The organism is Methylobacterium sp. CM6257 (assembly GCF_054611515.1).
In genome coordinates this window covers 6,457,245-6,479,410 of sequence record NZ_CM137735.1, presented here as the reverse complement: position 1 = coordinate 6,479,410, position 22,166 = coordinate 6,457,245, and the positions used below count along the sequence as shown (strand labels likewise).

Annotated in this window: 22 protein-coding genes; 14 read left to right on the top strand and 8 right to left on the bottom strand. The window is 70.8% G+C overall.

The features are described 5' to 3' along the window. Positions 1 to 52: 52 nt before the first annotated feature. Positions 53 to 955 carry a KPN_02809 family neutral zinc metallopeptidase gene (ypfJ, locus tag ACYCO6_RS31670; protein WP_459766809.1) on the top strand — a complete coding sequence of 301 codons (903 nt, stop codon included), beginning with the start codon at positions 53 to 55 and terminating at the stop codon, positions 953 to 955. 322 nt (positions 956 to 1,277) lie between these two features. On the opposite strand, the gene ACYCO6_RS31665 is transcribed toward ypfJ, so the two are convergent. Next, a complete protein-coding gene (locus ACYCO6_RS31665) occupies positions 1,278 to 1,538 on the bottom strand; it encodes a hypothetical protein (RefSeq protein WP_459766807.1) in 261 nt (86 codons plus the stop codon). A 255-nt stretch (positions 1,539 to 1,793) separates the two neighbouring features. Here ACYCO6_RS31665 and ACYCO6_RS31660 point away from each other — a divergent pair, with 255 nt between their 5' ends. Both ACYCO6_RS31660 and ACYCO6_RS31655 read left to right on the top strand, forming a co-directional pair. Then, positions 1,794 to 3,416, top strand: a complete 1,623-nt coding sequence (locus ACYCO6_RS31660; protein ID WP_459766805.1) for an ABC-F family ATP-binding cassette domain-containing protein — start codon at positions 1,794 to 1,796, stop codon at positions 3,414 to 3,416. A gap of 225 nt (positions 3,417 to 3,641) precedes the next feature. Further along, positions 3,642 to 4,130 carry a hypothetical protein gene (locus tag ACYCO6_RS31655; RefSeq protein WP_459773806.1) on the top strand — a complete coding sequence of 163 codons (489 nt, stop codon included), beginning with the start codon at positions 3,642 to 3,644 and terminating at the stop codon, positions 4,128 to 4,130. Between the two features lie 206 nt (positions 4,131 to 4,336). Here the strand turns inward: ACYCO6_RS31655 and mnmE are convergent, their stop codons facing one another. Then, complete coding sequence (gene mnmE, locus ACYCO6_RS31650; RefSeq protein ID WP_459766803.1) at positions 4,337 to 5,656, bottom strand: tRNA uridine-5-carboxymethylaminomethyl(34) synthesis GTPase MnmE; 1,320 nt, start codon at positions 5,654 to 5,656, stop codon at positions 4,337 to 4,339. A gap of 148 nt (positions 5,657 to 5,804) precedes the next feature. Between mnmE and bla the strand changes: the two genes are divergently transcribed. From bla to panC, 4 genes are all read left to right on the top strand, one after another. Next, positions 5,805 to 6,680, top strand: a complete 876-nt coding sequence (gene bla, locus ACYCO6_RS31645; protein ID WP_459773805.1) for a class A beta-lactamase — start codon at positions 5,805 to 5,807, stop codon at positions 6,678 to 6,680. A gap of 26 nt (positions 6,681 to 6,706) precedes the next feature. Continuing rightward, a complete protein-coding gene (locus tag ACYCO6_RS31640) occupies positions 6,707 to 7,213 on the top strand; it encodes a YbaK/EbsC family protein (RefSeq protein WP_459766801.1) in 507 nt (168 codons plus the stop codon). A gap of 56 nt (positions 7,214 to 7,269) precedes the next feature. After that, complete coding sequence (locus ACYCO6_RS31635; protein WP_459766799.1) at positions 7,270 to 7,626, top strand: hypothetical protein; 357 nt, start codon at positions 7,270 to 7,272, stop codon at positions 7,624 to 7,626. Between the two features lie 85 nt (positions 7,627 to 7,711). After that, positions 7,712 to 8,560, top strand: coding sequence for a pantoate--beta-alanine ligase (gene panC, locus ACYCO6_RS31630; protein WP_459766797.1), 849 nt, complete (start codon positions 7,712 to 7,714; stop codon positions 8,558 to 8,560). Positions 8,561 to 8,591: 31 nt separating this feature from the next. On the opposite strand, the gene ACYCO6_RS31625 is transcribed toward panC, so the two are convergent. After that, positions 8,592 to 8,969, bottom strand: coding sequence for a response regulator (locus ACYCO6_RS31625; protein ID WP_459766795.1), 378 nt, complete (start codon positions 8,967 to 8,969; stop codon positions 8,592 to 8,594). Then, positions 8,962 to 10,938, bottom strand: coding sequence for a PAS domain-containing protein (locus tag ACYCO6_RS31620; RefSeq protein WP_459766793.1), 1,977 nt, complete (start codon positions 10,936 to 10,938; stop codon positions 8,962 to 8,964). The genes ACYCO6_RS31625 and ACYCO6_RS31620 overlap by 8 nt, the downstream gene beginning before the upstream one ends. A gap of 172 nt (positions 10,939 to 11,110) precedes the next feature. On the opposite strand from ACYCO6_RS31620, the gene ACYCO6_RS31615 reads away from it, so the two are divergent. Further along, positions 11,111 to 12,397 (top strand): OprO/OprP family phosphate-selective porin, encoded by a 1,287-nt coding sequence (locus tag ACYCO6_RS31615; RefSeq protein ID WP_459766791.1) that lies wholly within the window; start codon positions 11,111 to 11,113, stop codon positions 12,395 to 12,397. Between the two features lie 16 nt (positions 12,398 to 12,413). Here ACYCO6_RS31615 and ACYCO6_RS31610 read toward each other — a convergent pair whose 3' ends face one another. Next, positions 12,414 to 13,841: an EAL domain-containing protein gene (locus ACYCO6_RS31610; protein ID WP_459766789.1), complete on the bottom strand. Its 1,428-nt coding sequence runs from the start codon at positions 13,839 to 13,841 to the stop codon at positions 12,414 to 12,416. A gap of 279 nt (positions 13,842 to 14,120) precedes the next feature. Here ACYCO6_RS31610 and ACYCO6_RS31605 point away from each other — a divergent pair, with 279 nt between their 5' ends. Continuing rightward, the gene (locus ACYCO6_RS31605; protein ID WP_459766787.1) at positions 14,121 to 14,996 is read left to right on the top strand and encodes a MipA/OmpV family protein; all 876 of its coding nucleotides are present in this window, start codon (positions 14,121 to 14,123) and stop codon (positions 14,994 to 14,996) included. 70 nt (positions 14,997 to 15,066) lie between these two features. Beyond that, positions 15,067 to 15,288, top strand: coding sequence for a heavy-metal-associated domain-containing protein (locus ACYCO6_RS31600; RefSeq protein WP_459766785.1), 222 nt, complete (start codon positions 15,067 to 15,069; stop codon positions 15,286 to 15,288). 32 nt (positions 15,289 to 15,320) lie between these two features. Here the strand turns inward: ACYCO6_RS31600 and ACYCO6_RS31595 are convergent, their stop codons facing one another. Beyond that, complete coding sequence (locus tag ACYCO6_RS31595) at positions 15,321 to 15,470, bottom strand: hypothetical protein (RefSeq protein ID WP_459766783.1); 150 nt, start codon at positions 15,468 to 15,470, stop codon at positions 15,321 to 15,323. Between the two features lie 418 nt (positions 15,471 to 15,888). Here ACYCO6_RS31595 and mnmG point away from each other — a divergent pair, with 418 nt between their 5' ends. From mnmG to ACYCO6_RS31575, 4 genes are all read left to right on the top strand, one after another. After that, the gene (mnmG, locus tag ACYCO6_RS31590) at positions 15,889 to 17,796 is read left to right on the top strand and encodes a tRNA uridine-5-carboxymethylaminomethyl(34) synthesis enzyme MnmG (RefSeq protein ID WP_459766781.1); all 1,908 of its coding nucleotides are present in this window, start codon (positions 15,889 to 15,891) and stop codon (positions 17,794 to 17,796) included. Then, the gene (gene rsmG, locus ACYCO6_RS31585; RefSeq protein ID WP_459766779.1) at positions 17,793 to 18,428 is read left to right on the top strand and encodes a 16S rRNA (guanine(527)-N(7))-methyltransferase RsmG; all 636 of its coding nucleotides are present in this window, start codon (positions 17,793 to 17,795) and stop codon (positions 18,426 to 18,428) included. The genes mnmG and rsmG overlap by 4 nt, the downstream gene beginning before the upstream one ends. After that, positions 18,425 to 19,282: a ParA family protein gene (locus tag ACYCO6_RS31580; RefSeq protein WP_459766777.1), complete on the top strand. Its 858-nt coding sequence runs from the start codon at positions 18,425 to 18,427 to the stop codon at positions 19,280 to 19,282. Before rsmG ends, ACYCO6_RS31580 begins: the two co-directional genes overlap by 4 nt. A 108-nt stretch (positions 19,283 to 19,390) precedes the next feature. Further along, a complete protein-coding gene (locus ACYCO6_RS31575; RefSeq protein ID WP_459766775.1) occupies positions 19,391 to 20,284 on the top strand; it encodes a ParB/RepB/Spo0J family partition protein in 894 nt (297 codons plus the stop codon). A 281-nt stretch (positions 20,285 to 20,565) separates the two neighbouring features. Here ACYCO6_RS31575 and holA read toward each other — a convergent pair whose 3' ends face one another. Further along, positions 20,566 to 21,597: a DNA polymerase III subunit delta gene (gene holA, locus ACYCO6_RS31570; RefSeq protein ID WP_459766773.1), complete on the bottom strand. Its 1,032-nt coding sequence runs from the start codon at positions 21,595 to 21,597 to the stop codon at positions 20,566 to 20,568. A 6-nt stretch (positions 21,598 to 21,603) separates the two neighbouring features. Then, positions 21,604 to 22,149 (bottom strand): LPS assembly lipoprotein LptE, encoded by a 546-nt coding sequence (gene lptE / locus ACYCO6_RS31565; RefSeq protein WP_459766771.1) that lies wholly within the window; start codon positions 22,147 to 22,149, stop codon positions 21,604 to 21,606. Positions 22,150 to 22,166 lie beyond the last annotated feature (17 nt).

Genomic DNA, 22,166 nt, shown 5'->3' with positions numbered 1-22,166 from the left:
AATCGTAGGCCGCCTGAGGCGGCCGGCGCAGCATCGATAGCGGGACCCAACCATGCGCTGGGAAGATCTACGCAGCTCCGACAACGTCGAGGACCGTCGGGGTGAAGGCGGTGGCGGCATGGGCTTTCCCGGCGGCGGCGCCGGTGGGCTCGGGATCGGCACCATCGTGGTGCTGCTGATCATCAGCTACTTCACGGGGATCAACCCGGCGATTCTAATCGGGGGCGCGGAGCGGATCGGCGGGCGGAGCGGCCAGCAGGAGCAGGTCGATCCGCAGACCCAGGCCCGGCGGCGCCAGGCGCCCGCCGACGAGAGCGGGCGGTTCGCGTCGAAGATTCTCGGCAATACCGAGGACGTGTGGAGCCAGATCCTGCCGCAGCAGACCGGCAAGGCCTACACGCCGACGACGCTGGTGCTCTACACCGGCGGCACACGCTCGGGTTGCGGCTCGGCGCAAGCTGCGATGGGACCGTTCTACTGCCCGCTCGACAAGAAGGTCTATCTCGACACGAGCTTCTTCAAGGAGATGGCGACGAAGTTCGGCGTGAAGGGTGACTTTGCCTACGCCTACGTCATCGCCCACGAGGTCGGCCACCACGTCCAAGACGTGCTCGGCATCCTCGGCAAGGTCCAGGCCCGCCAGCAGCAGGCTTCGAGCAAGGGCGAGGCGAACGCCCTCTCGGTGCGGATCGAGCTGATGGCCGATTGTCTCGCCGGCGTCTGGGCCAAGAATTCCAACGACAAGTACGCCGAGCTGGAGCAGGGCGACATCGACGAGGCGCTGAACGCCGCCGCGCAGATCGGCGACGACGCCCTGCAGCAGCGCTCGCGGGGCTACGTGGTGCCGGATTCCTTCACCCACGGCTCCTCGGCCCAGCGCCAGCGGTGGTTTGCCGCCGGCTACAAGAGTGGCCAGACCAAGGCCTGCGACACGTTCCGGACGGCCAATAACTGAGGCGTGCGGCGGGCCGGGGAGCCTGAACATCCCGACCTGACACGCGCGTCTCCCCTGCGGGCTGCCGGACACGGATCGGGTCCGGCACGTCCGTCTCACGACGGAGCGCAGGTCCCCTCTCCTGGAGGGAGAGGGACGCGACCTCTACGGAGGAAGCTCGACCGGAACGCGCGTCGATGGCGCGCAATCCTGCGGCTTCCCGACCCTCACCCCAGCCCCCGCCCGCGCGGGAGAGGGCGTTCCTTGCGCCGCGCATAGACCGCTCTGTCAACAGAGCAGCCTCCCCAAGGAGAGCGCGCCGTCACACCTCGGTCCGGGCTCTTCACCGCCGGCTTAACCGGAGTGCGTTGGCTTGGACCTTCCGCCGGTAGCTGCGGATCACCTTGCCGTTCGAGGCCCCCGCGGCGAGCATCAGGACGGCCTCGCCGGCCGCCAGGACCTTCTCGGTCACCATGAGCTGCGCCTCGACCTGCGCGGCCGGGCCCCCGAGGGCGAACATCGCCATCCGCTGGGCGATCACGCCCTGGGCCTCCAGGCCGAGCATGGCCATGTCCAGGCTCGTCGTCCACAAACCGCAAAGCATCGTGTTCCTCGAAGGTGTCGGCAACGGCCAAGCTACCGCACCATAGGCCGGGGCGTCCGACGGCGCGGCAGGAAAAGACCGATGGCGCAGGATTGGGCCGAAAAGCCGCAGGTCAACGGAGCCGCGACGGCCACGGTTGCGCAGGACGCAGGCCCGCCCCGCGCCGGTCCTCCGCGGTCCCGCCCGTCTTTGCGCCGCCACGATCCATGCCGTAAGCGCCCCTGAGCTTTCCCCGACACGGCTGCGCGCTTCCGCATGATACGCCTGGACAAGATCACCAAGCAGAACGGGCGGCAGCTCGTCTTCATCGAAGCCTCGGCCGCCCTGCAGCGGGGCGAGAAGGTCGGGCTGGTCGGCCCGAACGGGGCCGGCAAGACCACCCTGTTCCGGATGATCATCGGCCAGGAGCAGCCCGACGAGGGACAGGTCGCCGCCGACCGGGGCATTACCATCGGCTATTTCAGCCAGGATGTCGGCGAGATGTCCGGGCGCAGCGTCGTCACCGAGGTGATGGACGGCGCCGGCCCGGTGAGCGCGGTGGCGGCCGAGCTCGCGGAACTCGGCGCCGCGCTCGCCGACCCGGAGCGCGCCGACGAGATGGACGCCCTGGTCGAGCGCTACGGCGAGGTCCAGGCGCGCTTCGAGGAGCTCGACGGCTACGCCCTGGAGGGACGGGCCCGCGAGGTGCTCGACGGCTTGAGCTTCAGCCAGGAGATGATGGACGGCGATGTCGGCGCCCTCTCGGGCGGCTGGAAGATGCGCGTGGCGCTGGCCCGCATCCTGCTGATGCGCCCCGACGTGATGCTCCTCGACGAACCGTCCAACCACCTCGACATCGAGAGCCTGATCTGGCTCGAATCCTTCCTGAAGGCCTATGACGGCGCGCTGCTGATGACTTCGCACGACCGCGAGTTCATGAACCGCATCGTCACCAAGATCATCGAGATCGACGCCGGTGCGCTCACCACCTATTCGGGCGACTACGCCTTCTACGAGGGCCAGCGGGCGCTGAACGAGGCGCAGGCCCAGGCGCAGTATGAGCGTCAGCAGGCGATGCTCGCCAAGGAGATCGCCTTCATCGAACGGTTCAAGGCCCGGGCCTCCCACGCCGCCCAGGTGCAGAGCCGGGTGAAGAAGCTCGACAAGATCGAGCGCGTGGAGCCGCCCCGGCGGCGGCAATCGGTGGCCTTCGAGTTCCAGCCGGCGCCCCGTTCGGGCGACGACGTCGTGATGCTCAAGGGCGTGAACAAGCGCTACGGCAGCCGCACGATCTATGAGGGGCTCGACTTCTCGGTGCGGCGCAAGGAGCGCTGGTGCGTGATGGGCATCAACGGCGCCGGCAAGTCGACGCTCCTCAAGCTCGTGACGGGCACCACCGAGCCGGATGACGGCACCGTCACGGTGGGCGGCAGCGTCAAGCTCGGCTACTTCGCCCAGCACGCCATGGACCTGCTCGACGGCGACCGCACGGTCTTCCAGACCCTGGAGGACGCCTTCCCACAGGCCGGCCAGGGGTCGCTGCGGGCGCTGGCCGGCTGTTTCGGCTTCTCGGGCGACGATGTCGAGAAGCGCTGCCGGGTGCTCTCGGGCGGCGAGAAGGCGCGGCTGGTCATGGCGCTGATGCTCTACGACCCGCCGAACTTCCTGGTGCTCGATGAGCCGACAAACCATCTCGACATGGGCACCAAGGAGATGCTGATCAGCGCGCTCGCCGACTACGAGGGCACGATGCTGTTCGTGTCCCACGACCGGCACTTCCTGGCGGCCCTGTCGAACCGGGTGCTGGAGGTGACTCCCGAGGGCGTGCACCAGTACGGTGGCGGTTATACCGAGTACGTGGCCCGCACGGGCCAGGAGGCACCGGGCCTGCGAAGCTGACGCGCGACGGTCGGTGACGCCCGGACCGCCTGGGCCGATCCGCCCCGTCAGCACGCGGGCAGCGAAGCGGCCCAAGGCTGTGTGATGCCGGGGAGCGTGTGGCGCTCCTGGCCTGCTTCGCTCCGCTCGCGGAGACGGTCACAGGAAACCCTGCGACGGGCGCGCCGCTATCGTGCCGGGGCAACCCACGTTAGGCTGCGCCGAAACGGCCGGGTGCCAGACGCCGTGCGACGCCTGCTGAAATTCCTCCACACGATGGGATCCGCCGGAATGCTGGGGGCGATGGCGGCCCTGGTCGTGATCCTGGGCGTCACTCCGGTCCCATCCGCCCTGCCCGGCTACGCCGCCGCCCGCGGGGCGATGGGGGCCATCGCCACCTGGGTGTTCCTGCCGGCGCTCGCCCTGACGTTGATGTCCGGCCTGCTCGCGATGGCGTTGAACCGCGCCTACCTCAACGCGGGCTGGGCGTGGCTGAAGCTCGCCACCGGCGTCCTGATGTTCGAGGGTGGGCTGGTCTACGTGCAGGGACCGATGAAGCAGGAGGCCGAGCTGAGCGCCCGGGCGCTGGCCGGCCTCGGCGATCCCGCGGGCCTCGCCGTCTCGCTTCCGGGCGAGCGCGGCACGCTCTGGGTGCTGCTGGCGGTCGCCACCGCTAACGTGGTGCTCGGGATCTGGCGGCCGCGCCTGCTCAGGATCCCCGATTCGGGACGATGACGGACACCCGGGGCGGCGGCCATCCAACCCATCTCCGCATCCTGGTGCGGCGAAGCCGCCTCAGAGCAGGCCTCAGCCAGGCGCGCGATCCCTGGAGGCCTGCTTCGGAGTCTCCGCTGTGCTCCGGCAGCTCAGGATGCGGGAGGGGTATCATCCGTGAGCCTGAACGGCCGCACCGCTCTCGCGAAAGGGTCCGGCCACGGCCGTCATTTGCCGATACAGAAGCCGGCAAACAATCTATCCAGCACATCCTCGACCCCGACACGGCCAGCGACCTCGCCGAGCGCACGGACGGCCAGCCGCAGGTCCTCGGCAGCCAATTCCGGCAACCCGCCCGTACCTGTGAGCAGGCGGTCGAGATGCCCGACACAGGCTTCGAGTGCCGCGCGGTGGCGAGTGCGGGTTATCAGGGCGTCGCCTTGGCCGAGGCCGGCTTCCGCCGCGACCTGAATGGCATCGATCAGGGCCTCCAGACCGAGGCCCGTCCGCGCCGAGACCGCGAGCGCGCCTGCTCCGCGACCGGATGGTAAGCCGGCAAATAGATCGGCCTTGGTGTAGACCGTCAGGGTCTGGATTCTCTCGTCTCCGAGTTCCGGAGCCGAGCCTTCCGGAGGAACCAGCACCAGAACCAGATCGGCCGCGTCGATGCGCGCGCGGGTTCGCAGGATCCCCTCCGCCTCCACCGGCTCGGCGGTCTCGCGCAGGCCCGCGGTATCGACCAGAAGGATCGGCAGGCCTCCGAGATCGAGGCGCACCTCGATGGCGTCCCGGGTCGTGCCCGGCACGTCCGACACGATGGCCACGTCCCGCCGGCTGAGCGCATTCAGCAGGGTCGACTTTCCGGCGTTGGGCGCGCCGGCCAGCACGACCGTGAACCCGTCGCGCAGACGCTCCCCGCGGCGCCCGTCCCGCAGGGCCGCGGCGATTGCGTCGCGCAGGGCGGCGGTCCGTTGCAGCAGGGCGGCGTCGAGCCCGGCATCGTCCACGTCGCTCTCGTCGGCAAAATCCAGGGCCGCTTCGGCGGAGGCGAGGCAATCGATCGCCTCCATGCGCCAAGCGGCCACTTGTCGACTCAGCGCACCGTCGAGCTGGCGAAGGGCCTGCCGGCGCTGCCCCTCGGTCTCGGCATCGATCAGATCGGCCACCGCCTCGGCTTCGGCGAGATCCATCCGACCGTTCAGCACTGCCCGTCGGGTGAAGGCGCCGGGGCCAGCGGCGCGGCAGCCCGGCATCCGCGCCAGGGCCGCGAGCACGCCCATCCGGACCGCCGATCCGCCATGGAGGTGCAGTTCGGCCATGTCCTCGCCGCTATAGGTGTTCGGACCTGGAAACCATGCCACCAGGGCCCGATCGAGCTCGGTTCCGTCGGCCGGATCGCGCAGGGTTCGGAGCGACAGGCGCCGGGGTTCCGGAAGCGCGCCGCCCAGGGTGACGAGGACGTCCCGGGCGGCCGGCCCGCTGATGCGGACCACCGCGACGGCAGCGCGGCCGAAGCCGCTGGCGGGCGCGAAGAGGGTTTCGGTCATGGTTCGCGGGTTCGCGCAGGCTCTGCTTTTAGATCCCGGGAGCGGGTTTCACGTGAAACACACCGGCCGCCCTATACCATCCCGGCGCCCCGCCGCATCGATCCGGCAGATGCAGGACCGAGCAACCAGGATGCACCCGATCATGCCCATGACGCGCCGCGCACTCAGCCAAAGCCTGCTTGCCGCGCCGTTGATCCTGCCCCTCGGGGCGGCCAAGGCCTGGGCGGAGCCCGACCTCGCGGCGATCGAGCGGCGGCTCGGCGGCCGGCTCGGTGTCGCGGCGCGCTCGACGGATCGCGTTCTGGTGCGTCACCGGGCGGACGAGCGCTTTCCTCTGTGCAGCACCTTCAAGGTCCTGGCCGCCGCGGCGGTGCTGGCGCGGGTCGATGCCGGATCCGAGAGCCTCGACCAGACGGTGACGTACGGTGCGGGTGACCTGCTGAGCTACGCGCCGGTGACCCGGAAGACCTTGGAGGCCGGTGGGGGAACCGCGCGAATGTCCGTCTCGGAGCTCTGCGCCGCCGCGTTCGAATGGAGCGACAACACTGCGGCCAACCTGCTCCTTGCCCGCCTGGGCGGGCCGGAGGGACTGACCACGTGGCTGCGGGCGACCGGCGATCCCCTCACCCGCCTCGACCGCACCGAGCCGACCCTGAACAGCGCGATCCCCGGTGATCCGCGCGACACAACCAGCCCGGAGGCGATGCGCGCAACTCTCGACCGGCTCCTGCTCGGTTCGGTTCTGTCGGCGCCGTCGCGCGAGCGCCTCGAGGGCTGGATGGTGGCGTGCCAGACCGGGGCTAGGCGGCTCCGCGCCGGGCTCCCGAAGGACTGGACCGTCGGTGACAAGACCGGCAGTGGCGATAACGGCTCTGTCAACGACGTCGCGATTCTGCGGCCGCCGGGACGTGCGCCCGTGACCGCGGCCGTGTACGTCACGGGCTCGACGGCACCTGCGGAGGTCTACGATGCGGCCTGGGCCGAGATCGGCCGGCTCATCGCCGCGCGGGCGGCCGGCACCTGAGATCCGACGAGTCCTTGCTCCGAACCATGGCCAAGACAGCCCCGAAGACCACCCGCGCAACCCAAGCCCTCGATAAGGCCGGCATCGCCTACAGCCTCCACGGCTACGAATACGATCCGGACGCCCAGCGTATCGGCCTCCAGGCCGCGGAGGCGCTGGGCGTTGCCCCGAGCCGGGTGCTGAAAACCCTGATGGCGGCGGTGGACGGGCGCTCCGTCTGTCTGCTGGTTGCCTCCGACAAGGAGGTGGCGATGAAGCGGGTCGCGGCGGCTTTCTCGGGGAAGGCGGCCGCCATGCTCAAGCCGGCCGATGCCGAGCGCCTGACCGGCTACCATGTGGGCGGGATCAGCCCGCTGGGACAGAAGAAATCCTTCCCGACGGCGATCGATTCCGGTTCCCTCACCGAGCCGGGCGCCGGGATCCACATCAATGGCGGGGGACGGGGCTTGCAGATCCGTCTGACCGAGGGCGACCTCGTGGCTGCCCTGAAGGCCCTCGTCGTGCCGCTCACGGAACCGCACAGGCCGGGGTAATCACACGTTTACCCTGTTGTCCCACGGTGCGGGTTTCCGGGAGAGGCAGGTTCGGCATGCGGGCGATGGGGCGCGGGACGGTGGCGGCGCTCGGGATCGGCCTGCTGCTCGGCAAGCCCGGCGCGGCCGCGGACCTCGACGTCCGAGGCACCTACGAGACGATCCCGGCGGGCAGCCCGCGCTTCTTCCCGCGCAGCGACGGGATGGAGCGTCGCCCGGTCTACGCCGTCCGGGCCCGGCCGGTGCCGGTGGGTTGCACGCCCCGCCGGGCTCCGGTGCCGACCAACGCGCCGGACGACCCGAGCTATGTCGGTTCCGAATACGGCTTGTCGCATCCGAGCTATTACGGGTTCACGCCGCCGCTCGGCGTGGACGACCCGTTCGGCCGCTCTCTCCTGCCCTATTGCCCGTGAGCGCCGGCACGGGACGCAGGCGGCTGTTTCCCTGAAGCCACCTCATGCACTAGACCGGCGCCCCGACCAACGCGGAGCCTGTCCCGTGCCCGATTCGACTCCCCAGCGCTTCAGCGATCTCGCCGCCCTGCGCGGGTGCGTGGCGGCATGGCGGGATGCGGGCGAGCGCGTCGTCCTGGTGCCGACCATGGGGGCCCTGCACGAGGGCCACCTCGCCCTGGTGGCCGAGGCGCGCCGGATCGGCCGGCATGCGGTGGTGAGCATTTTCGTCAACCCGACCCAGTTCGGGCCCAACGAGGACTTCTCCCGGTATCCGCGCGATCTGGAATCCGATCTCGCGCTGCTCGGGCAGGCCGGGGCCGACGCTGCCTGGACGCCCGACGTGGCGACCATGTACCCGCCGGGCTTCGCCACCCGGATCGAGGTCGCCGGCCTCACCGAGGGGCTGTGCGGCCCGTTCCGGCCCGGCCATTTCGCCGGTGTCGCCACCGTGGTGACCAAGCTCCTGAATCAGGTCCGGCCGGACGTGGCCCTGTTCGGCGAGAAAGATTTCCAGCAATTGCGGGTGATTCAGCAGGCGGTGGCCGACCTCGACCTCGCGGTGGAGATCCGCGGCGTGCCCACCGTGCGCGAGGCGGACGGTCTCGCCCTGTCATCGCGCAACCGCTATCTCGCGCCCGAGGAGCGCGCCATCGCCCCGAAGCTCCATGCCGTGCTGGCCGACGTGGCGGCCGCCACCCGCGACGGGAGCGCGGTGGCGGGGCGGATCGCCGCCGGCAAGGCAGCCCTGGAGGCGGCGGGTTTCCGAGTCCAGTACCTCGCGGTCTGCGATGCCCGGACTCTGCTGCCGGTGGAGCGGGTGGACGGTCCCGCCCGCGTCCTCGCCGCCGCCTTCCTCGGCCGGACCCGCCTGATCGACAATCTCGCGGTCTGAGGGCTCCGAGCCGTAATCCGGCCCAGGGCGCTCAGGCCGCCGCGGGCAGCAGGCGCCGGAGTTCCCGCAGGATTTCCGGAAGTTCGATCGGCTTCTCCAAGCGGCGCACGGCCGCGTAACGCTCGGGCAGAACCGTCTGGTCGTAGCCGGTGGTGAACACGAACGGGACGCCACGGGCCGTAAGGGCGTCGGCGACCGGGTAGACCATCTCGCCGCCCAGGTTCACGTCGAGCACCGCGATCTCCGGCGCGGTCTCACCCTGGAGCAGGTCGAGGGCGGCCCGCACCGAAGGGACGGGGCCGAGCACGGTGGCGCCGGCGGCTCTCAGCGCCTGGTCCAGTTCCTCCGCGATGAAATATTCGTCCTCGACCGCCAGGACGCAGCGGCGGAGGAGCTCACTGTCAGGCATCGATCGTACCGCTTACCGGCTGCCGCTCCGAGACGGGCAGCGCGATGGTACAGTGCACGCCGTCCGCTTCCATCACGTAGGTTGTTCTCGCGCCGAGCTGGTAGGGCAGCGCCCGCTCGATCAGCTCGCGCCCGGACCCCGTCCCCTCCGGAGTGCCGCTCTCCCGCGGCATGGCGACGTCGTGCTCCCGCCAATCCACATGCAGCCAGGGCCGGCCGTCCTCCGCCGCGCGCTCGACCCACCAGCGCACCGCGAGGCGCCCCTGCCTCTGCGAGAAGGCCCCGTACTTGACCGCGTTGGTGGCGAGTTCGTGCAGGGCGAGCGCGAAGGTCTGGACCGTGCTGGAGCGCAGGGCGATGCCGCCCGGACCCGTCAGCGTGACGCGACCGTTCTCGCCGTGGAGCGCCGCCACCTCGCTGCGGATGAGTTCGTCGAAGGTGATGCGCTGCCCCTCGCCGAGACGCGACAGCAGGCCCTGCACGCGGGCCAGGGCGGCCAAGCGGTCACCGAAGCGCGCGCGAAAATCGGCGAGATCCGTCGAGCGGCGGATCGTTCGCTCGGAGAGGGACCGCACGACGCCCAGCAGGTTGCGGGTGCGATGCTGCAATTCGGCCACCAGCACCTTCTGGGTCTCCTCCCAGGTGCGCCGCGCGGTGGTATCGATCATCACGCCGACCATCCGGACCGGCGCGCCGGCCGCGTCGTAGAAGAACTGACCCTGGGCCGAGAGCCACCGCACCGTGCCGTCGGGATGGAGCGTGCGGAACTCGTGGGCGTAATCCCCGCCGCTCTCCTGCGCGTCGTGCACCGCCCGCTCGGTTTCGGCCCGGTCATCCGGGTGAAGCCGCGCCGCCCAGATCTCGTAGCTCGGCGTCACCTCGCCGACCGCGTAGCCTTCCATCCGGAAGTGCTCGTCCGACCAGTGGATCTCACCGGTCCGCATGTTCCAGTCCCAGAGACCGAGCCCACCGACCTGCGCGGCGCGCCGGAGCCGTTCCTCGCTCTGCCGCAGGGCTTCCTCGGCGCGCCGCTTCGCGCTGATATCGCGGAAGTAGACCGACAGGCCGCCCTCGGCGGTCGGGTAGACGCTCATGTCGATCCAGTGGCCGAGAATCGGCGACACGGTCTCGAGGCGGACCACGTTTCCGGTCTCTGCAGCCCGCAGATGCGCCCGGTAGGCCTCCGAACCCACCGCCTGGGGGAACTCCTCCCAGTAGACCTTGCCGAGGAGATCCGTCCGCGAGCGGCTCCACCAATCCTCGGCCCGGCGGTTGACGTAGGTGAAGCGCCAGTCGCGGTCGACCGCGTAGAACGCGTCCGAGATGCTCTCCAGGATCTCGCGGCTGCGCTCGGCCAGCGCGTGGGCCGCGGTCTGGGCGCGGGCCCGCTCCACGGCGGCCCAGGTGCGCTCGGCGACCTCCAGGGCCAGGCGGACCTCCCCGGGCCTGAAGACGTGGGCCGCGGCGAAGTGGACGGCCAGGACGGCCACGAGCCGCCCGGCCTTCACGAGCGGCACGTCCAGGATCGCACCCAGCTGCAGACGCGCATGGGCCGCCTTCTCAGCCTCGCTCAACCGCGGGTCGCTGGCGATGTCGGAGCGGACCACCGGCTGGCCCGCGCGCAGCGCCCTCAACAGGTCCGGCCCGTAGTCTGCGTAGCGGTAGCGCCCCTCCATGCCGGGCACGCCCGCATTGTAGCTGCGGGCGAGGATGATCGTTTCCCCGTCCCCCGCATCCTCCGCATAGGCTACGCGGTTGGCGCCGAGATGCTGCCCCAGCAGGCGCGCGGCCGTCATCTGGATCTCGACCGAGTCGGCGACGGGCCGCAACGCGTCCGAGAGCCTGAGCAGGAAGGCTTGGCGCTCCTCACCCTCGCGCAGGCCTGCCTCGATGTCGGATTTCCGGCGCAGGGCGGCTTCCGCGGTAGCCAGCCTCTCCTTCAAGTCCGCGATGAGGGCGTGGTCGTCCATGGTTTCGTCACACACGCTGTAATCGGAGGAGCCGGTCCGGCGGACAACGCGGTATCGAATGCCGGCGACGACCGCCAGGAAACGTGGCCGCCCGGCCACGCCGCCGACGATTCCACCGTGGGCTGCCTCACAGGGTTGGCGCCGCCCGGCCGAACTGCTCTGTGCTGGCCCCGTGATCGGAACGCGCCCCGCACCGGCCTTCCTGGCCGTGTCCCTCGCCCTCGCGGCGCCTGCCAGCGCCGGGGATGATGCGTTCGAGGGGGTGGCCGGTCCCTACGGCGAGCGCCTGCGCTACGACGCGAAGGGACTGACCCTCACATTCCCCGAGCCGGAGGTAAAGCTCCAAATCGGCGGCCGGCTGCATATCGATGCCGGCGCGGCAGGCTTCAGCCGGCCCGGCCTGCCTGAGGCCTTTCCCGACACGGTCGCCGTGCGCCGCTCCTGGATCGAGCCGACCCTCACGATCGGGCGCGACTGGGTGATCGCCTTCCAGTACGATTTCAGCGATCCGATGCTACCGATCAACGACGCCTTCGTGGCCTGGAAGGGGCTGCCGGACACGATCCTGACCCTCGGCAACATGAAGGTGCCGTTCAGCCTCGAATGGCTGCAGAGCAACAACGACACTCTGTTCGTGGAGCGCTCGGTGGCCAATGCCCTCGTGCCGGATCGTCGCTTCGGCGTCGCGGCCGGGCATCACGGGCAGGCCTGGACCGCGGTGGCCGGCGTGTTCGGCAATGCCGCCAGCAACGGCATCGTGGGTGACGGGGTCGCGGTGGCGGCCCGCGCCACCGTCGCGCCGATCCTGGAGGAGGACGAGACCCTGCATCTCGGGCTCGCCGGGATCTACCGCCGCCGATCCCGGAGCGACGACGCGTTCAGCTTCTCCAGCCCGGCGGGCGCCGCCCTGTTCGAGCGCCCCCTGGTGGATACGGGCGACCTCCCCGATACGGCGCGCGTGTCCCGCATCGGCACCGAATTCGCCTACCGCAAGGGTCCGTTCCTGATCCAGGCCGAGTATATCCGCGCTGCGCTTCAGCCGTTCGGCGGTCCCGGCGCACCGGCCTCGAGCCTGGATTTCCAGGGCGGCTATGTCGAGGCGGCCCTGGTGCTGAACGGGGAGGGCCGCGGCTACGCACTCACGCCCCAGGGGGGCACCACCTACGCGACCTTCAAGCGCGTGACGGTGCCGGAGGGGCAGCGGGTCTCCCGGGGCGGTATCGGCGTGTTCGAGCTGGCGGCTCGCTACAGCGCGGTGGACCTCAACGTGCGGGGGTTTCGCGGGGGCACGGAGCGGGACGTGACCCTCGGCCTGAGCTGGTACCCGGAGCCCAATCTCCGTCTGATCGCGAACGTCATCCGTGGCCGGGTGCAGCCAAGCGAGGCCCAGTCCGACACGCTGGGCACCCGGCCGTTCTCGGTCGATACCGTCGTGGCGCGCCTGCAGATCTACTGGTGAGGGCCGCCGGCTCCGCTCAGACGGCCCGGCGCAGGACCGATCGGAAGGGGCGCCGTTCGGGCTCCGGCGGGGCGGGAGGCGCGGGTGCCTCGGCGGGCGGGGCGGACAGGATCTCGGCGCGGACGGGCCGCGGCGCCGCGAAGGCTGTCCCCTGCGCGAAGGGTACGTCGAGGTCGATCAGGTCGGGCACATCCGCCTCGTCGGCGACGTCCGTGGCGACGAGGCGGATCCCGGCCCGACCCAGAGCCGGTGCGGTATCCTCGACGGCGATGTCGGACAGGCTGCGCCGGTCCGAGCGCGGCCGCAGCAGCATCTCCGCCGGCACCTTGACCTGACCGATCCCGAGCCCCGCCAGTTCAGCGGCGTCGAAGCGCAGGTCGTCGGGCCGGTCGAGGCTGAACCCGATCCGTCCGCGCAGGGAGGCGAGCAGGCCGCGCTGGCCCGCATCAAGGCCGCGCCAGCTCGCCTGCGGCAGGGTGATCGTCAGACCCGCCAGGGCGGGATCGTCCGCCGCCATCCGGGCCAGCTCGCGCAGGAGACCGGGCTCGAACAGCGACAGCGGTGACAGGCCGTAGGTCAGCATCGTGTCGCTGCCCCGGCGGGCGAGGTGGCGTACCACGAGGCTCGCCCGCTGCAGCATGCGGCGATCCAGCTCGGTGGTGCGGCCGTAGCGCTCCAGCACCGGCATGAAGGCCTCGGGCTCCGCCGGCCGGCCGCTGAGGCGCAGCCGGGCCAGCGCTTCGTAGGCCACGACCTTGCGCTGGGGTAGGGAGACGACCGGCTGCAGGTGGATCTCCAGCCCGTCGCCCTCGAAGGCCCGGATGATCTCGGCCTCGCTCTCGGGGGCCCGGGTGAGCGGCGGGGCCGGGCGCGGCGGGATCGGCCGCGCGGCCGCTGCGTGAGCTGCCGCGGGTGGCGTGACCGGGCGCGCCGCCGGCGGGACGGGTTCGGCGGGGGCGGGATGTGGGTACGGCGGGGCTGCGGCTGGTGCTGGGGCAGCCGCGGGCGCCGGTGCGGACGCCGGAGGCTGTGCCGCGGACCGGATCTCCGGCCGGGCTTTGAGGCTCGCGATCTCGGCGTCCTGCGTGCTCACCACCGTGGTGAGGTCGCGCACGATGCCGCTCAGAAGCCCGAGTTCGACGCTCAGTTCCTCGATCTGCACCCGGAGGGCGTCCTCGGCGGCGTCCGGCCGCGGTCGGGTGGCCGCGGCAGTCTCGACCTTGAGCAGGCGTCGGGACAGGAGGTCGAGTTCGCCCGACAGCTTCTCGCAGCGGCTCTTCAGCGTGGCGATGCGGGACAGGGCAAGGCCGGCGACGACGGCGGCAACGGCGCCGAGCGTCAGGGCACTCCAGAGCGGCAGGAACACGGCGAGTGGCCCGAACACGACGAGCCCGAGAAGGCCGACCGTCAACAGCCCCGCGTACCGGCCGAGGACCGGGACCATCGTCTGAACACCTGCCGGGGTCGCGCTCCGGTCACCGGGGGAGGTCCCGGCGAAGCCCCGCCGGGCGCGAACCGAATCGTCCGATCATTGGCGCCGCGCGGCCGGCGCGGCAAGGCTCCGACGCGGCATTCTCGCGCCGCGGGGTGTGAATTCCGGGTGGTGTGACGCCGGCGCCCGCTGGAACGTTGCCGAATCATCACGGCTGGCCCGATTGCGAAGCGCCTCGGGAAGGGTTGTGCGGCACGCGCATGCAGACGGGATGAAAAGGCGCCATAAAGCGTGGCCATGACGTTGTCCCCGCGTACCTCCCTGTTCCGCGCCGTTCTCGGCGCCGGCACGATACTCGCCGGCTGCGGCACGACAGCGTCCCGAGCAGCCGATCTCATGGCGGATCTTCCGCGCGCCACGCCGACCTTCGCGATGGTCGATCCCAATACCTGGATCGTGACGGTGAGCGGCTCGATCCAGGCCGTGCCGCGCTATCCGGGCGCCAGCGACTACACCGCGGTGGGCTACCCCTCGATCGACATCCGCCGCGTGGGCGAGCCGCGTCGCTTCTCGACCCCCGACGACGGCTTCAGCCTGTCCCTCTACGACGACCAGACCTTCCGGATCGGCCCGACCGCGCGCTTCGTGCCCGGGCGCTACTACGGCGATGACCGGCGTCACCTGTTCGGCTTCCGCGACGCGCGCTTCGCCGTCGAGCCGGGCGTGTTTGCGGAGTTCTACCCGGTCTCCTTCATTCGCACCCGTGTGGAGGTGCGGCAGGGCATCTACGGGCATCACGGCACGGTCGGCTCGGTGGCGGCCGATTACCTGATGCCCGCCGACAAGGTCCTGTTCTCGATCGGACCGCGCTTCAACATCGGCGACGCCAGCTTTGCGCGGAAGTATTTCGGCGTGTCCCCGAGCGAGGCGGCGCTCAACGGCCGCGTCACCCCCTACAATCCGGACAGCTTCTACTCGGCGGGCGTCCTCGGCGCCGTGACCTACACGCCGACCGAGACCTGGGCCTACACGGCCTATGCCGGCTACAACCGCATCCTGGGTGCGTCCGGCGACAGTCCCCTGGTGCGCCGCCCCTTCGGCAATCCGAACCAGTACCAGTTCGGCCTGCGGATCGACTACGCGTTCCGGATGCCGGCCCTGTTCTGACCTGCCCTCAGCGCTTGCGCCGGCCCGCCCGGGCTCCAACATTCCGGCCCCAGGAGTCACGGAGGCCAGGATGGACGCGACGCACACGGATCTGCTGATGCGGGTGGAAGGCATGACCTGCGACGGCTGCGCCGCCGCGGTGACCCGCACGGTGAAGCGCATCGATCCCGCGGCCGAGGTCCAGGTCGACCGCGCGGCGGGGCGTGTGGCGATCCGGACCGACGCGCAGGCCCTGGTCATCACCGAAGCCCTGACCAAGGCCGGCTATGCGGCCACCGCCATGACCGGCTGAGCATGACCGGCTGAAGCCGGCCGGGTACCGGCCTACGAGCGGGTCAGGAACATCCCGGTCAGCAGCAGGACGAACGCGGCCAAGCCGAACTGACCTTCCTTGCGCTTGGTGCGGTCGAGGAAATGCGCGACGGCGCCGGCCGCGCAACAGACGGCACCCAAGCCGATCGTCAGCGACGACATCTATCTCTCCCTAATCCGCGCGTCGCGCCGCTACGCTGCGAAACAGCCCCTGTGGCGGGCCTGCCGGACGCCGTTGCCCGCTCAGGATTCTGTCACGGCGCAAGATTTGCACGGGTCCGGACGGGTTGCAAGCTTGCGGCGGCAAGATCTCGCTTTCCGCGTCGAAGTAAAGCTCCGATACGAGATAGAATCGCGCGCGCAATCGGGAATGAATACTGCATTCCAGCATCCCGCTGCTCAGCGAGGATCGGCGCAGTCAGGTCCGGATTGCGGCGGCGAGGGCGCGGCGGGCAAGGGGCCGCGTTGACCGCCGCTGTCGCAGCCGCTTAGAGCAGCCCGTGAGGCGTCCGGACCGTGGACGCCCTCCCCTGCACGAGCGGGTGCAGCGGGCGCAGTCTGAGAGGCTCGTCCTTTACCGATGCTCACTACTTCACCCGACCGGTTCGACGTCGCGGTCGTCGGCGGCGGCCATGCCGGCGTCGAGGCGGCCGCCGCGGCGGCGCGCTGCGGGGCGCGGACCGCCCTGGTCACCCACGATCCGGCCACGATCGGGGCCATGTCCTGCAACCCGGCCATCGGGGGCCTGGGCAAGGGTCACCTCGTGCGCGAAGTCGACGCTCTCGACGGCCTGATGGGCCGGGTGGCGGACGCCGCCGGCATCCAGTTCCGCCTGCTCAACCGCCGCAAGGGGCCTGCGGTGCGCGGCCCCCGGACTCAGGCCGACCGGAAGCTCTACGCGGCCGCCATGCAGGACGCCGTCGCCGGGACCGAGAACCTGACGGTGATCGCCGGCGCCTGCGAGGATCTCGCCTTCGACGCCGACGGCCGCCTCTGCGGCCTCGTTCTCGGGGATGGGCGCACCCTCGCCTGCGGCGCCGTGGTGCTGACCACCGGCACCTTCCTGCGCGGGCTGATCCATATCGGCGAGCGGCAGATCCCGGCGGGGCGGGTCGGCGAAGCGCCGGCGATCGGGCTGGCCCAGACCCTCGACCGTCTCGGCCTGCGCCTCGGGCGCCTGAAGACCGGCACGCCCCCGCGCCTCGACGGACGGACGATCGACTGGTCGGGCCTGGAGATGCAGGACGCGGACGCCGATCCGGTGCCGTTCTCGACACTGACCGAGCGCATTACCACCCCGCAGATCCGCTGCGGCATCACCCGGACCAACCAGGCCGTCCACGACCTGATCCGCGCCAACCTGCACCGCTCCCCGATGTATTCCGGCGGCATCGCCAGCCGGGGCCCGCGCTACTGTCCCTCCATCGAGGACAAGGTCGTGCGCTTCGGGGACCGGGAGGGCCACCAGATCTTCCTGGAGCCTGAAGGTCTCGACGACCCGACCATCTACCCGAACGGCATCTCCACGGCCCTGCCCGAAGAGGTCCAGCAGGCTATCGTCCGGGCGATCCCGGGGCTGGAGCGGGCCGCGATCCTCCGGCCGGGCTACGCCATCGAGTACGATTACGTGGATCCGCGGGAACTCGATACCGGCCTGGAGGTGAAGCGCCTGCCCGGGCTGTTCCTGGCCGGGCAGATCAACGGCACCACCGGCTACGAGGAGGCGGCCGCCCAGGGTCTGGTGGCCGGGCTCAACGCCGCCCGGCACGCGGGCGGGCTCGGCGTCGCGACCTTCGACCGGGCCGAATCCTATCTGGGTGTGATGATCGATGATCTCGTGACCCACGGGGTCAGCGAGCCCTACCGGATGTTCACCTCGCGCTCGGAGTACCGGCTGTCCCTGCGGGTCGACAATGCCGATGCCCGGCTGACCCCGCGCGGTGTGGCTCTCGGCTGCGTCGGCGATCGGCGGGCGGCGCATTTCGAGGTGGCGCAACGCACGCTCGATACGGCCCGGGCCCGGCTCGACACGCTGAGCCTCACCCCGAGCCAGGCCGCCGCCCACGGGATCAGCCTGAACCGGGACGGCATCCGCCGCACGGCGTTCCAGCTGCTCGCCTATCCGGAAATCGAATGGGCCAATCTGACCTCGGTCTGGCCGGACCTCGCCTCCGTCTCTCCACGTGTCGCCGAGCGTCTCAAGACCGATGCGACCTACGCGGTCTATCTCGACCGCCAGAGCGCCGACATCGCGGCCTTCCGGCGCGACGAGGCGGTGCGGCTGCCGACGGGTCTGGATTATGCGGCGATCAGCGGCCTCTCCAACGAGTTGCGCACGAAGCTTGAGACCGTGCGTCCCGGCACCCTCGGGCAGGCGGCGCGGATCGAAGGCGTCACGCCGGCGGCGCTGACGCTGCTGGCCGCCCATGCGCGGCGCGGCGAGCGGACGGGATCGGATCGTCCAACCGCAGATCGTCGACCGGCATGACCGACCCGGATCGCGCGCGCGTCCTCGCCGCCTCCCATGTTTCACGTGAAACAGCCGAGCGGCTCGACCTGTACGTGGCGCAGCTCCGCCGCTGGCAGCCGATCAAAAATCTGGTCGGCCCCGCCACCCTGGCGGAGGTCTGGAGCCGCCACATCGACGACGCATTGCAGCTGCTCGATTTGGCACCGGAAGCCCGGACCTGGCTCGACCTCGGCTCGGGCGCCGGCATACCGGGGCTGATCCTCGCCATCGCCGGAATGGAGCGCGGCATCCAGGTGGATCTCGTGGAAGCCAACGCGCGCAAATGCGCCTTCCTGACCGAGACCGCGCGGCTCACGGGTGCCCCGGTGCGGGTGCGCAACGCGCGCATCGAAGCAGTGATCGGTGAGTACGCGGGAACCGAGATCGTCTGCGCCCGGGCACTGGCGCCCATGGCGCAACTCCTCGCCTGGACGGAGCCGCTGTTGAAAACGGGCACCACCGGTCTGTTTCCGAAGGGGCGGGATGTACAAGCCGAATTGACCCAGGCCGCCGCGCAGTGGACAGTCGTTAACGACCTCGTGCCGAGCCGGACCGATTCCGAAGCCCGGATCGTGCGCGTCACTGCCCTTGCCGCCCCGAGCCACCGATGAGCGAAGCGATCCTCGGCGATTCCGCCGACCGGTCCATGGATTCATCCATGCGACGCCCCCTGCGCGTTCTGGCGCTCGCCAACCAGAAGGGCGGTGTTGGCAAGACAACCACGGCGATCAACCTCGGCACCGCCCTGGCGGCGATCGGCGAGGACGTGCTGGTGATCGACCTCGACCCGCAGGGGAACGCGTCCACGGGACTGGGAATCGACCGCGCCCGGCGCCGGGTCTCGACCTACGAGGTGATGGCCGGCGAGGCCCCGCTGGCCCAGGCGGTGGTCCCCACGGCGGTGCCGCGGCTCTCCATCGCGCCCTCCACCATGGACCTGCTCGGCCTGGAACTGGAACTGGCCACCCTGCCCGACCGGGCCCACCGGCTGCGCGGCATGCTGAACAGCCTGACCCAGGCGCCGAGCCTGTCGAAGATCAGCTACGTCCTGATCGACTGTCCACCGTCGCTCAACCTGCTGACGATCAACGCCCTGGCGGCGGCGGACGCCGTGCTGGTGCCGCTGCAATGCGAGTTCTTCGCCCTTGAGGGTCTCAGCCAGCTGCTGCGGACCGTCGAGCAGGTCCGGGGCGCCCTCAATCCGAAGCTGACGATCCAGGGCATCGTGCTGACGATGTTCGACCCGCGCAACAACCTTTCCGCCCAGGTCGTGGCGGACGTGCGCGGCTTCATGGGCGACAAGGTCTACGAGACCGTGATTCCCCGCAACGTCCGGATTTCCGAGGCGCCCTCGCACGGCAAGCCGGCGCTGCTGTATGACCTGAAATGCGCCGGCAGCCAGGCCTATCTGCGCCTCGCCTCGGAGGTGATCCAGCGCGAGGGCCGGGTACCGGCGGCCGCCTGACGGCATCGGATTTGAGCAGGGCTCTGCCGGCCCGTCGCGGCGGCGGGTCCAGTGAGCCCCCTCACCGGTTCGAGGGGTTGAGTGTGGAGCGTGACACGGGTGGCGATCATGGCTGACGAGGGGGCGAGGCCCCGGCTGGGGCGTGGACTCGCGGCGCTGATCGGAGATTTCGGCGATACCGGTCAGGCCCCGGCCAAGGTCGAGGCACAGCGCAAGGTGCCGGTGGAGTTCCTGCGCCCGAACCCGCGCAACCCGCGCCGGAGCTTCGGTGAGGCGGAGCTCGCGGAACTCGCGGTCTCGATCACCCAGCGCGGCATCATCCAGCCGATCGTGGTGCGGCCGATCGGCGACGTGCCCGGCACGTTCGAGATCGTCGCCGGCGAGCGGCGCTGGCGGGCGGCCCAGCGGGCCGGCCTCGACGAGGTGCCGGTGGTGGTGGTCGAGATCGACGACCGCGCCTCCCTCGAATTCGCCATCCTGGAGAACGTCCAGCGCAGCGACCTCAACCCAATCGAGGAGGCCTCGGGCTACGAGCGCCTGATGCAGGATTTCTCGTATACCCAGAAGGAGCTGGCCGAAATCCTGGGCAAGAGCCGCAGCCATCTCGCCAACACCCTGCGGCTGCTCAACCTGCCGCCTGCCGTGCAGGACCGGGTCTCCGCGGGCGAACTCACCGCCGGCCATGCCCGGGCCCTCCTGTCGGTTCGCGACCCGGAAGCGCTGGCGCGACGGGTGGTGACGGAGGGCCTGTCGGTCCGGGACGTGGAGGCCATCGCGGCCGCCGAGGCTCAGCCGACCGAGGCGCCCCGCCCCGGCCGCCCCCGCCTCTCAGCCGAGCGGTCCGCCCCGGTGCGCGACCTGGAACTGCGGATCCACCGGGCGCTCGGCGTCCCGGTGTCGTACAGGCCGAAGGATGAGTCCTCGGGCGAGATCCGGATCCGCTACGAGACCCAGGACGAGTTGCAGGGGCTGCTCAACCGGTTCCGGGTGTCGGACGGCTGAGGCCCCGCCCGATACGGATCCGATCGGGAGCGGGGCTCCGAGTGGAATGGGCAGCCCGGCCGCGGCGAAGGTCGATCCCGCGCGGGCCAGCGGATACGAGCAGCAGAGCCGCATCGCGCTTGCGAGCAACGCCGCCTGATTCGGCTCGCCGAGCACGGGCTCGGCGACCTCCGGCGGCCTCGGCTGCGCTCCGGCGCCCCAGGATCAGGGCGCAGATGGGTGGGGTCGCGGCGGACGGACGCTCAGTCCGAGACCAACCGGTGCCTTCGACCGGACCTTGCCTACCGCCGACGCCGCGCTCCGGCCTCGGCAACCCGCAGCAGGGCCGCGGAGGCCAGCGCGTGGGCCAGCTCCGGCTCGGCGCGCCGGCACGCCAGGATCGCCTCCTGCAGGGCCGCCACGGCCTGCCGCAGGGTGCCGGGAGGCCAGACGCCGAGCTGGCCCTCGATGCTGGCCTTGCGCTTGAAATGCAGGCCGCGCCACGTCGCCACCATCATGGCGGGCGTCTTGTCGGGATTGTCGAGGCGGGTGGTGAGCAGGGTGAGGGCGTGCCGCAGGGCGGAGCCCAGCACCACGCCGGGGTCCAGCCCCTCGTGCCGGAACCGCCGATAGTCGCGGTCCACCACCTCCCGGCGTCCGTCGAACGCGGCGTCGATCAGGGTGTTGAGCACGCTCGCGGCGACGTCGCTGGTGATGGCCTCGACATGGTCGAGGGTCACGGTCCCCTCCCCGGCCGCGTAGAGGGCGAGTTTCTCGATCTCCATCAGGCTTGCCCGGCGGTCGCCGCCCAGGCTTCGGGCCAGGACCTCCCGGGCGGCGCGGTCGATGCGCAGGCCGCGCTCCTGCAGGGTCCGCTCGATCAGGTCCGAGAGGGTGCGCTCGTCATCCGCGTAGCAGGGGATCGCCAGGGCCCGGGGCGAGCGCTCGCACAGGGTGCGCAGCGGGTTGGACTTGGCGAGGTCGCCAGCCTCCACGACGATGCGGGCCTCGGCCACGGCGGCGCCCAGCACGGCCTCGACGGCCGGCGCGTAGTTGCGGGTGCCAGGCCGGACCCAGATCGACCGGCGGCCTCCGAACAGGCCCATCGTCCCGGCCTCGTCGCAAAGCCGGCCCGGATCGGAGGCGAGCGCGTCACCGTCGATCCGCACCAGGGCGAACGGGTCGGTCGGGTCGGGGACGAAATCTTCGGCGAGCTTCCGGGCGCGCTCAGTCACGAGGCCCGTATCCGGCCCGTAGACGAGGATCACCGGGATGCGCGGATCGGGTCCGCGCCGGATCAGCCCCTCGATCTCGCCGGCCTTGACCGCCGTCACGTCTGCTTACGGCTTTGTTGAGAGCACGGCCGCGAGGCGGCTCTTGATCTGGTCGGAGAGCACGCTCGCCAGCCGGATCTCGGCGTCCCGGGCCGCCCGCTGGCTGGCGAAGCGCTGGATCGACCGATCGTAGGTCGCGGTCGAGGTGGCGACGCCCTCGGTGTAGACCTTGGAACCGGTCATGTCCTCGAGGCTGTACCTGATGTTGGCCACCAGCGTGCCGGCCTCAGCGCGGCCGGTGGTGGAGGAAACGATCGGAGTCTGGACGATCTCGGAGCCCGAGAGCTTCAGCCGGTAGCGCTTGGTCGCCGGCTGGCCCGAACCGTCGAGGTCGAAGACGAGTTCGCTGCGCAGGTAATGCCCGAGCCGCTCCTGCCCCTGAGCCATCGCCACGTCGTCGACCTGCACGGAGGCGAGCAGAGCCTGAACGGATTCGCCGGAGGCCGTCGGCCCGTAGAGCGGGCGGAAGCAGGCCGAGAGGTTCAGCGCCAGGCCGGCCACGCAGGCGAGACGGCCGATCCGACCCGCGATCGATACCTCCGAACCCACCATCAGTCGCCGTTCCGCCC

Bases quoted from the DNA above. Each gene is read 5' to 3' on its own strand.
- mnmG (WP_459766781.1), top strand. From the start codon at position 15,889: ATGCTCACTACTTCACCCGACCGGTTCGACGTCGCGGTCGTCGGCGGC.
- bla (WP_459773805.1), top strand. From the start codon at position 5,805: ATGACGCGCCGCGCACTCAGCCAAAGCCTGCTTGCCGCGCCGTTGATC.
- rsmG (WP_459766779.1), top strand. From the start codon at position 17,793: ATGACCGACCCGGATCGCGCGCGCGTCCTCGCCGCCTCCCATGTTTCA.
- ACYCO6_RS31595 (WP_459766783.1), bottom strand. From the start codon at position 15,470: ATGTCGTCGCTGACGATCGGCTTGGGTGCCGTCTGTTGCGCGGCCGGC.
- lptE (WP_459766771.1), bottom strand. From the start codon at position 22,149: ATGGTGGGTTCGGAGGTATCGATCGCGGGTCGGATCGGCCGTCTCGCC.
- ACYCO6_RS31610 (WP_459766789.1), bottom strand. From the start codon at position 13,841: ATGGTCCCGGTCCTCGGCCGGTACGCGGGGCTGTTGACGGTCGGCCTT.
- ACYCO6_RS31665 (WP_459766807.1), bottom strand. From the start codon at position 1,538: ATGCTTTGCGGTTTGTGGACGACGAGCCTGGACATGGCCATGCTCGGC.
- ACYCO6_RS31625 (WP_459766795.1), bottom strand. From the start codon at position 8,969: ATGCCTGACAGTGAGCTCCTCCGCCGCTGCGTCCTGGCGGTCGAGGAC.
- ACYCO6_RS31640 (WP_459766801.1), top strand. From the start codon at position 6,707: ATGGCCAAGACAGCCCCGAAGACCACCCGCGCAACCCAAGCCCTCGAT.
- ypfJ (WP_459766809.1), top strand. From the start codon at position 53: ATGCGCTGGGAAGATCTACGCAGCTCCGACAACGTCGAGGACCGTCGG.
- ACYCO6_RS31580 (WP_459766777.1), top strand. From the start codon at position 18,425: ATGAGCGAAGCGATCCTCGGCGATTCCGCCGACCGGTCCATGGATTCA.
- ACYCO6_RS31620 (WP_459766793.1), bottom strand. From the start codon at position 10,938: ATGGACGACCACGCCCTCATCGCGGACTTGAAGGAGAGGCTGGCTACC.
- ACYCO6_RS31575 (WP_459766775.1), top strand. From the start codon at position 19,391: ATGGCTGACGAGGGGGCGAGGCCCCGGCTGGGGCGTGGACTCGCGGCG.
- ACYCO6_RS31600 (WP_459766785.1), top strand. From the start codon at position 15,067: ATGGACGCGACGCACACGGATCTGCTGATGCGGGTGGAAGGCATGACC.
- ACYCO6_RS31660 (WP_459766805.1), top strand. From the start codon at position 1,794: ATGATACGCCTGGACAAGATCACCAAGCAGAACGGGCGGCAGCTCGTC.
- mnmE (WP_459766803.1), bottom strand. From the start codon at position 5,656: ATGACCGAAACCCTCTTCGCGCCCGCCAGCGGCTTCGGCCGCGCTGCC.
- ACYCO6_RS31635 (WP_459766799.1), top strand. From the start codon at position 7,270: ATGCGGGCGATGGGGCGCGGGACGGTGGCGGCGCTCGGGATCGGCCTG.